We start from the raw sequence: 7896 nt of genomic DNA, 5'->3' as shown, positions 1-7896 counted from the left end.
GGGGTGCGGGTGGCCGCCGGGAGCGGTGCCCTGAGGGACGTGTCGAACCCGGTGGGCCGCGGCGATCCGCTGGAGGCGGCATACCTGCTGGCCTCGTGCCAGGGACTGTCCGCCGAGGACGCCTATGCGACGGTGAGCACGTCGGCGCGGGCGGCTCTGGGACTGCCCGAGGTGCGCGTGGAGGCGGGCTTCCCGGCCGAACTCCTGGCGGTCCGCGGTGCCGGCCTCCCGGACGCGCTGTCGCCGGCCTACAGCCGGATCGTCATCCACGGGGGGCGGGTGGTGGCACGGACGAGTGCGGTACGGGAGTACCGCGATTCGACGGGCACGGCGGCACCGGGCCTGCCCCGTCAGGCACGGGGGCCCGCGTAAGGCACTGTGGCGGCGCGCCTGCGCGCTCGGCCGGGTGGGTGCGGGCGGCCGGCTCCGCCGGGTGGCGGGCGGGCGTGCTCGGCGCGTCGTGGGAGTCACGGCGCGGATGCGGTCGCTCCGGCGTACGGTCGAAGACATGCGCATTGTCATCGCTGGTGGTCATGGTCAGATCGCGCTGCGGCTGGAGCGGTTGCTCGCCGCGCGCGGCGACGAGGCGGCAGGCATCATCCGCAAACCCGAACAGGCCGACGAACTGCGCCGGCTGGGCGCCGAACCGGTCGTCCTGGACCTGGAGTCGGCGTCGGTGGAAGAGGCCGCGGCACGGCTCGAGGGAGCGGACGCGGTGGTGTTCGCGGCGGGCGCCGGCCCGAACAGTGGAGTGGAGCGCAAGGAGACGGTGGACAAGGGCGCGGCGGTCACCTTCGCCGACGCGGCGGTCCGCGCGGGCGTACGGCGCTTCGTGATCGTGTCGTCCATGGGAGCGGACGCGGCCCACGAGGGCGACGAGGTCTTCGACGTGTACCTGCGCGCCAAGGGCGAGGCGGACGCGTACGTACGCGGACTGGACGCCCTGGACTGGACGATCCTGCGCCCGGGCCGGCTCACCGACGACGCCGGCACCGGCCTGGTCCGTCTGGAGGCCCACACGGGTCCCGGCCCGGTCCCCCGCGACGACGTGGCGGCCGTACTGGCGGAACTGGTGGACACGCCGGCGACGGCCGGCCTGACCCTGGAACTGGTCAGCGGCACCGCGCCGGCGTCGGTGGCCGTGAAGTCGGTGGCGGGCAACTGAGCGCCGCCGGCCGCTAGAAGAGAGACATCTGCCCCGGAAACTCCGGCACCGCGTAACCGTCCAGCGACGGTTGCTCCGGCCCGACCGCAGCCTGCCGGCGCGACCCGGGGCAGGACGTCAGCTCCCCGCTCCCCCGCGCACCGGGCGGGTCGTGCCGCGCGTACCGCCCGGCGACGACGGCGATCTCACGACGGCACACGGGACACGAACGGCGACGGGACGACATGCGGCCAGTCTGCCCCGGAGCCGGCGCCCACGAACACGAAGAGACCCCTCCCGCACTGCGTTTCCGCAGTCCGGAAGGGGTTTCTTCCCCAGTGTGGCGGCGCCAGGATTCGAACCTGGGAAGGCTGAGCCGGCAGATTTACAGTCTGCGCGACCAACTGCCACTGGCCAGGGAGAACCCCCAACTGTGGCCGTAATGCCCCGCGTTGGCCCCACAGATCGCCCCTACAGAACCTTCGCGACTTCCTCAGCCACTCGCTGAGCCAACAACGGTGGAACACTGTTGCCCATCTGAGCTTGTACGGAGGAACGCGTGCCCACCAGCTCAAAGCTGTCGGGAAATGTGAAAAGCCGCTTGAGTTCAGGCACACGGAGCCGCCTGTTATCCCAATGAAACGGCCCTACGTACGGACCAGGTTGAGCCTGGATAGTTGGCGACGGCTTGTTCTGGTCCAGCTTCAGCAGGAAGGACCAGTACCTACTGCGCCACTCAAATAGCGGGGCCGGGTGATTACGCTTCTCCGTATAGAAAAGGTAATTGTCACCCGGCGGAATTTCGGGCAGCAGGTGACCGAATTGGCCGCCCACCTTTTCCTCCGGCTCTTCAACGCTCAGCACATCAGCAAGCGCCTCGCCGGTCGTTACGTGCGGCAAGGCACCTACCGTCCCAGTGGATCGGCGTTCCCACTTGCCGGTATGCGTTGCCTTAGGCAGCACGGGCATTACTCCTCCCTGCGGCACTCCGACAACAAACAGCCGGGGACGTGACTGAGGTACTCCGTAATCCGCAGCGTTCAGAACCTGCCATTCATACTGATAGCCAGCCTCAGTGATCTCCTTGAGCAATCTTTCGAAAGCAGGGCGGCTCGCCTTGTTGTTATACGTCAGAGCGTAGACGTTCTCAAGAATAAACGCCCGCGGTTTCGCTTCACGCAAGACGCGCGTGTATGCCTGGAGCAAGCTCGCGTCTGGATCCAGACCGGCCCTCTTCCAGTCGAGCCAGAACCCAGACTTAGAGAAAGGCGTGCATGGTGGCCCCCCCACGAGCAGGTCAGGACGCTCTCCCGCCTTCAGCCCTGCCGCCTCAAGAATCTCCTCCGTGGACGTTTCGAGGATGTCCTTTTGGATGACCGGCGTCGCCAATTCTGAGAAATTCTTCTCCATGGTGAGGACCGCGTCCTTGTTGCGCTCTACTGCAGCACGAACCGCGAAACCAGCGGCCTCGACACCAAGGTCGAGGCCGCCAGCCCCGGAGAAGAGAGAGATCGCCACCCTTGAACTGTCCATGAGGCGTAGTCTGCCACAGAGGCCTCACGAGGCGTTAGACGATCGCACCCATCTACACAGACGCGTTACCCTCATCACTCAGACCGGCGACTCCCCTCAGCCGCGCCAGCTCCTCGGTCTGCTGGGCTACGAGCCTGTCAAGCTGCTTACTCACCTGAGCGCTCACTTTGAACTGATAAGCGCGCCAGTATTTATAGAAGCTCCGCGCGTCAGGAAACTCTCCAACGCCGGCGCGCAGGTCTTCGATGCTCTCGACGGCGCCAATATATTCGCGGGTTGTCGATGACCGCTGTTTACTCGCAATACGCCAAGGCTCCTGGACGATGGTTTCTAGGTCGTCCACGCGCCAGGCCGCTTGCTCGTTCAGCGTATAGATCACAAGAACGTCGAGGTGAGTTTTGTACTCATCGAAGCGCCGGAAGGTCCCCGGCCACTTCAAGTGCGGATACTTGAAGTAAGTGTTTCCCGTGTAGAGAGTGATGCGACTATTGGTCCGCCCTGTCGGCTTCCCTCTCGCCGTGAATCCACGACGGGCCGTTTTAATGTCAATGGCATGATGACCGCCACCGAGCACAGATCCACTCAATTCAAGGTCCGGGTATCCACGCTCCGTACCACGCTTATATGAAATCCCATCCGTTTCCTCGGCCGCAGAAATGATGAAGTCGACAAGCGAGACTTCAATCACATTGGCAAGGGACGCAGGCTCCTTAGGAAGTGGCAACAAGTGCCCGCCCGAGTGCAGTTTCTGCTCAAGCTCCTCAGGACTCCCTGCCGTCAACGGCCAAGAACTATGCGGACTATCCGTCCGGAGGACACCTCTGACGTCGAACGTATATCGATCACATACGTTGCGCAGCCATTCTTCAGTAGCACTAGATGCACTCGTCACAAGATCCATGCTGGCATGGAGAAGGGTGAGAGAACACCGCCTTATTACTTTCCGTTGGGAGATTTGCGATAGTTTGTCAGGTTTTATGGAGAACCTTCTTGGTGTTCGACAGCTGAACTAGCCGTAACTGTGGCCGGTAGACTGGTACGCACCACGTCAGAACGGAGAGTGCTCCGCAAATGGGACCGAAAACGACCAAGGTTTACGAGACGCTTCGGGAGCGACTGGCAGCGGGCACATACGCCCCCGGCGAGAAGCTCCCATCGGAACGCACGCTGGTTGAAGAACTCGGCATCGGCCGAACCGCGCTGCGTCAGGTGCTCGCCCGTCTCGTTGCCGAAGGTGCGTTGGAGGTACGGGGCCGCAGTTCGTACCGAATCCCCGGCACTGTGAGCGTCAGACGGCCCGAAGGAGTGGAGCCCTGGCGCATCTATGGTGAGCGCGACCTCTACGACAACCGCTGGGTGAAGCTTCAGCTCTGGGACGTGGAACCGCCCGGCATGAAGTCGTTTGAGCACCACGTCGTGAAGCTGCATCACGTGGCCGTCACCGCCGTTCTGGACGATCAGGACCGCGTGCTCATGATGTGGCGCTACCGCTTCGTACCCCGACAGTTCGGCTGGGAGCTCCCGGGCGGCATCGTGGACGATGGCGAGGAACCGGCGGACACGGCGCTGAGGGAAGTGGTCGAGGAGACCGGGTGGCGCCCGAAGGCGCTGGAACACGTCGTGAGCTATCAGCCCATGGTCGGCATGGTCGACTCGCCACACGAGATCTTCGTCGGTCACGGCGCGGAAAAGGTTGGCGAACCGACTGACCTGGAGGAAGCCAGCCACATCGAGTGGGTACCCCTCGCCGACATTCCGGGGCTCATGGCCCGGGGTGAGCTGATGGGGTCCGGCACCCTCGTTGCCCTGCTGCACATCCTGGCTAACCGGCGCGCGCAGGGGGTTACAGCCGCGCGCTGAGCATGTCGACGCGACGGCGCTGCCGCACCGATCCGGTGCGGCCCGACAGTAGCCGGGCCTGCCTCAGATGGGTGTCGGCGTCGTCGTACTCGGCTCGCGTGAGGTGCGCTTGAGCCAGGTCCGTGTGCAGTCCGGCGCGTGCCCGGACGAACGACGGATCCATGTCTTCCAGCGCTCCGTACAGGCGCGTGACCGCGTCGCCGTCACCGAGCATGGCAAGGACGTTGCCGTGCCACCGGGCAAGGTGGGTGCCGTTCAGGAAGATGCTCAGCATGTCAGGGTCCCTGTCGTCCGGGCCCGGCGGGATGACGGCCAGGGCCGCATCGAGCGCGCGTCGGGAGTCATCCGGCAGGCCGGCGTACGCGCACAACTCCGCTTCGGCGGCGTACAGCCATGCCCGCAACCGGGCGGAACCCGACTGGCCGACGGTGCGTCGCGCGTCGCGTACGAGGTCGACCCCGAGGGCGGGCCGCCCGGCTTCACAGAGCACGTACGCCTGTTCCGCCATCGCGTGGGCGAGATACATCGGAGCCTCAGCGTCACGCGCGGCCCGCTTCGCAAGTTCGTAGTGCCGCCACGCTCGTTCGACCGCTCCGGAGTCGATGGCCTGCCAGGCCGCGAGGGTCGACGCACCCGCGAGGGCGAGCGCGACGGGACGGCGCGCGGTCGGCAGCACGGCAAAGTTGAGGGCTTCTTCGAGAGCGGCAAGGTGCCCGGTCATCTGGTCGACCAGACCGGCCGCGCCCCTCTGCCTGTCCATGGTGCGGAGTAATTCGGTCTGATCGTTGAACGCCTGAACCATGGACTCACCGACGCTGCCGGCCGCGTCGATCCGGCTGAGTAGTTCGTCGTAGCCGTCGGCGGAAGCGACCACCGGGGCCCGTACGGCTCCCCTCAACTCCGCATCGGTGACACCGAGAAGCTTCCTCAGGATGCCTGCGTACCGGTCCGAGAGCGTGCGCTTCCCGTTCTCCCACTCGGACACATACACCCGCAGGCTCGCCGTAGAGGCAACGTCCGTGACGTTCCGCCGGGCGAACTGCTCGATCTCTCGAATCAGTCGTTCCTGAGACCAACCGCGCGCCGTCCGCGCACTTCGAAGTCCTGCGCTCACAGATCACCGTCCGGCGGTAGGTGCCCTCACTGCTGCTCTCAGCATGCCGCACATTGCCGCAGGTCAACAGGGCTTAACAGGCCGCTTGTTAAGCGCTGTTGGCTACCGGCGGCCCTGTCCTGAGCGGTCTTCTGGAGAGGCACCACAGGGAGCGAACGCCACCCGAAATGGCGAACCACCTTGACTTTGGTGCGCACCAGATGCAATCTACTGGTGCGCACCAAATTACGGAGCTAGCTCCGGTCCCTGGTGCGCGGAATGACCCCGCCGGTCCCGCCTACACGCGGTCCGTGCGGCAGGGGGGACGTCAAAGTCCGTCGTCTTCACGGATCGATCGGTGTCATCGGCTAAGCCGCTGGTCTGACCCTCGGGCGCAGTCCCAGGGCCCGGATCACGGGGACCCCCGGTGATTGGGCTGCACCCGGTCCATGACACCCGCGAGGGATGGGAGCGCCGTTCAGCGAGTGACGCCTGAGCGGCACGGCAATGACGCGCCGGCCAAGGGAGGCGGAGCAAGGCGCGTTCGGAGCCGCGAGAGATCAAGTCGATTCCCTGCGATGCATGGGGGTTCGGTGTGAACCGACGACATACCTGGGGTGCTGCTGGAGTCCGGACCGGACGGCGGCACCCGTTCTGCGTTCCGGTCCGTGCCCTGGTTCCGCAGCGCTGACGCTGCGGGCCGGCTGCCTCTCCTACCTGTCCGCTCCGGCCTCTGCGTGAGGCCGGGCGTACGGGTGGGAGCGCGGGGAGTCGAAGGGGCTCCGCACGCGAAGCGCCGCCCGGAGAGGCAACTCCGGACGGCGCATTACAGGCACCTGCATAGGAGGCACCTGTGTTCACGAGTCTGACAGACGCGGAGCGCGAAGCGCTGTCGAAGAGGGTCAAGGAGGCCAACAAGCGCAGCGAGCAGGGCCGGGGCGGCGGCCAGCGGTGACGCGGTTCCCGCGCGAGACGCCCAGGGCCCGCAGCGAGCACGAGAAGACGAAGGACGAACTTCCGAAGCGTCCGCGTGGCCCGCACCCCTACCCGACCTGTTCGAACACCCGCTGAGAGGAACGACGGCATGTCCAAGAGCGACAAGGAATGCGCACAGGCCCTGGTAGCCGCGGCTGTGGCCGCGCGCGGTGACCGTGACGTGTGCCGGCTGCTGGTAGAGCGCAACCTCACCACCGCCGAAATCGCCCGGGGCGGCGCTCACATCGCCTCTGGCAAGACGGTCACCGGCAAGTAGGTGATCTGCCCCGGACCCGCCCGCATGTGGCGGGGGCCGTGACGGCGCCGGTTCGAAACCGGCCCGGGGCACGGGCCGCATCCGCGGTCTTCCCGTGAAACGGCGCGGTCCCCGGGATGCACCCCGGGGACCGCGTTCGGGCCGTTCACCTGTGGAAGGACACACGACCCAATGGACCACATCGTCACTGTTCAGGACGCCGTTACGGCGTTCGCGGACTTCATGGAGCCGACGAACGCGGAACTGGACGCGATCGAGCAGGAGATGCCCGTCGTTCTGGCGGACGTCGAGCTGCTGGACGCGCACATCGTCACCCTGGACCGCATCCCGACCGAGCTGGACAACCGGCGCATCCGCCGGGCCCGCCGCCGCGCGCTCGCCGCGCGGATCGCGCTGCTCAACCGGGCGGCCGGCGCGACCCTTCCCAGGGGTGCGGCATGGGGACGCTGACCGCGCAGATGGCGCTGCGGACCGACCAGGTCTGGCGCCTGTATGTCGTCGTGTACGGCGAGATCGAGTGGCCCACCTTCCAGTGGAAGGACAGCGGGCCGGTGCCCACGGTGGCCGACCGTCGCCGCGTGTTGGCCGCCCTCGGCTACGAGGTGGCACCGGGCGCGGTGTGGTCCTGGATCGAGGACAGCCGGGACCTCGGCGACGACTCCACTCCGGTCGTGCTGATCGCGGCCGTGGACGTGCGCGAGCAGGAAGGGGCCACCGCATGAGGGCCAAGACCGTTCTTCCGGCCGTCGCGATGACGGCCGTGTCCATGGTGCTCACCCTGGCCGTGGTGGTGATGTGGCTGGGCACCGCGATGCCGTGGCTGGTCGCTCTGGTCGTGGGTCTCGGGATTGACGGGGGATGGCTGGCCACCCTCGCCTACGAACGCCGTCTGGCCGCGCAGGGTGACCACAACCGGGCCGTGACCGCCGTCGGCTGGTCCTTCGGCTTCGTCGCTACCGGTGTGCTGGTCGCGCACGCGCTGACTGCCGACCATGCCGTCGGGGCGTGGCTGGC

General features: G+C 66.5%; 9 protein-coding genes, 1 tRNA gene and 2 pseudogenes. 7 read left to right on the top strand and 5 right to left on the bottom strand.

Features of this window, described 5'->3' with window-relative positions:
- Both B9S61_RS19575 and B9S61_RS19570 read left to right on the top strand, forming a co-directional pair.
- A pseudogene (locus B9S61_RS19575) lies at positions 1 to 372 on the top strand (hydrolase); the annotation flags it as partial.
- Between the two features lie 136 nt (positions 373 to 508).
- Complete coding sequence (locus tag B9S61_RS19570; RefSeq protein ID WP_103543421.1) at positions 509 to 1165, top strand: SDR family oxidoreductase; 657 nt, start codon at positions 509 to 511, stop codon at positions 1163 to 1165.
- Positions 1166 to 1178: 13 nt separating this feature from the next.
- Here B9S61_RS19570 and B9S61_RS42445 read toward each other — a convergent pair whose 3' ends face one another.
- The 4 genes from B9S61_RS42445 to B9S61_RS19550 form a co-directional block, all read right to left on the bottom strand.
- Positions 1179 to 1391, bottom strand: a complete 213-nt coding sequence (locus B9S61_RS42445; RefSeq protein ID WP_103543420.1) for a hypothetical protein — start codon at positions 1389 to 1391, stop codon at positions 1179 to 1181.
- 94 nt (positions 1392 to 1485) lie between these two features.
- A tRNA-OTHER gene (locus B9S61_RS19560) sits at positions 1486 to 1560 on the bottom strand.
- Positions 1561 to 1615: 55 nt separating this feature from the next.
- Positions 1616 to 2677: a DNA cytosine methyltransferase gene (locus tag B9S61_RS19555; RefSeq protein ID WP_103543419.1), complete on the bottom strand. Its 1062-nt coding sequence runs from the start codon at positions 2675 to 2677 to the stop codon at positions 1616 to 1618.
- A gap of 52 nt (positions 2678 to 2729) precedes the next feature.
- Entirely contained in the window at positions 2730 to 3365 is a 636-nt protein-coding gene (locus tag B9S61_RS19550) for a type II restriction endonuclease (RefSeq protein ID WP_219819933.1), read from the bottom strand.
- Positions 3366 to 3748: 383 nt separating this feature from the next.
- Here B9S61_RS19550 and B9S61_RS19545 point away from each other — a divergent pair, with 383 nt between their 5' ends.
- On the top strand, positions 3749 to 4537 hold the full coding sequence (locus B9S61_RS19545) for an NUDIX domain-containing protein (protein WP_103543417.1): 789 nt from the start codon (positions 3749 to 3751) through the stop codon (positions 4535 to 4537).
- Here B9S61_RS19545 and B9S61_RS19540 read toward each other — a convergent pair.
- Positions 4521 to 5528, bottom strand: a complete 1008-nt coding sequence (locus B9S61_RS19540) for a regulator (RefSeq protein WP_103543416.1) — start codon at positions 5526 to 5528, stop codon at positions 4521 to 4523. The genes B9S61_RS19545 and B9S61_RS19540 overlap by 17 nt on opposite strands.
- Positions 5529 to 6714: 1186 nt before the next feature.
- Here B9S61_RS19540 and B9S61_RS40935 point away from each other — a divergent pair.
- The 4 genes and pseudogenes from B9S61_RS40935 to B9S61_RS19525 all read left to right on the top strand — a co-directional run.
- Positions 6715 to 6882, top strand: a complete 168-nt coding sequence (locus B9S61_RS40935) for a hypothetical protein (protein WP_181007442.1) — start codon at positions 6715 to 6717, stop codon at positions 6880 to 6882.
- Positions 6883 to 7053: 171 nt separating this feature from the next.
- Positions 7054 to 7332 (top strand): DUF6284 family protein, encoded by a 279-nt coding sequence (locus B9S61_RS19535; RefSeq protein WP_103543415.1) that lies wholly within the window; start codon positions 7054 to 7056, stop codon positions 7330 to 7332.
- Positions 7320 to 7604: a DUF6303 family protein gene (locus B9S61_RS19530; RefSeq protein ID WP_103543414.1), complete on the top strand. Its 285-nt coding sequence runs from the start codon at positions 7320 to 7322 to the stop codon at positions 7602 to 7604. The genes B9S61_RS19535 and B9S61_RS19530 overlap by 13 nt, the downstream gene beginning before the upstream one ends.
- Positions 7601 to 7896 (top strand): annotated as a pseudogene (locus B9S61_RS19525) (protein spdB); the annotation flags it as partial. The gene B9S61_RS19530 and the pseudogene B9S61_RS19525, both read left to right, overlap by 4 nt.

It is taken from the genome of Streptomyces sp. SM1 (assembly GCF_002910825.1).
Classification (GTDB): Bacteria; Actinomycetota; Actinomycetes; order Streptomycetales; family Streptomycetaceae; genus Streptomyces; species Streptomyces okerensis.
Note: the sequence above shows the minus strand (reverse complement) of the source record. Positions and strands in the feature narration are given on the sequence as shown.

Coding starts and splice junctions, on each gene's coding strand:
- B9S61_RS19570 (WP_103543421.1), top strand. CDS start 509: ATGCGCATTGTCATCGCTGGTGGTCATGGTCAGATCGCGCTGCGGCTG.
- B9S61_RS42445 (WP_103543420.1), bottom strand. CDS start 1,391: ATGTCGTCCCGTCGCCGTTCGTGTCCCGTGTGCCGTCGTGAGATCGCC.
- B9S61_RS19555 (WP_103543419.1), bottom strand. CDS start 2,677: ATGGACAGTTCAAGGGTGGCGATCTCTCTCTTCTCCGGGGCTGGCGGC.
- B9S61_RS19545 (WP_103543417.1), top strand. CDS start 3,749: ATGGGACCGAAAACGACCAAGGTTTACGAGACGCTTCGGGAGCGACTG.
- B9S61_RS40935 (WP_181007442.1), top strand. CDS start 6,715: ATGTCCAAGAGCGACAAGGAATGCGCACAGGCCCTGGTAGCCGCGGCT.
- B9S61_RS19535 (WP_103543415.1), top strand. CDS start 7,054: ATGGACCACATCGTCACTGTTCAGGACGCCGTTACGGCGTTCGCGGAC.
- B9S61_RS19530 (WP_103543414.1), top strand. CDS start 7,320: ATGGGGACGCTGACCGCGCAGATGGCGCTGCGGACCGACCAGGTCTGG.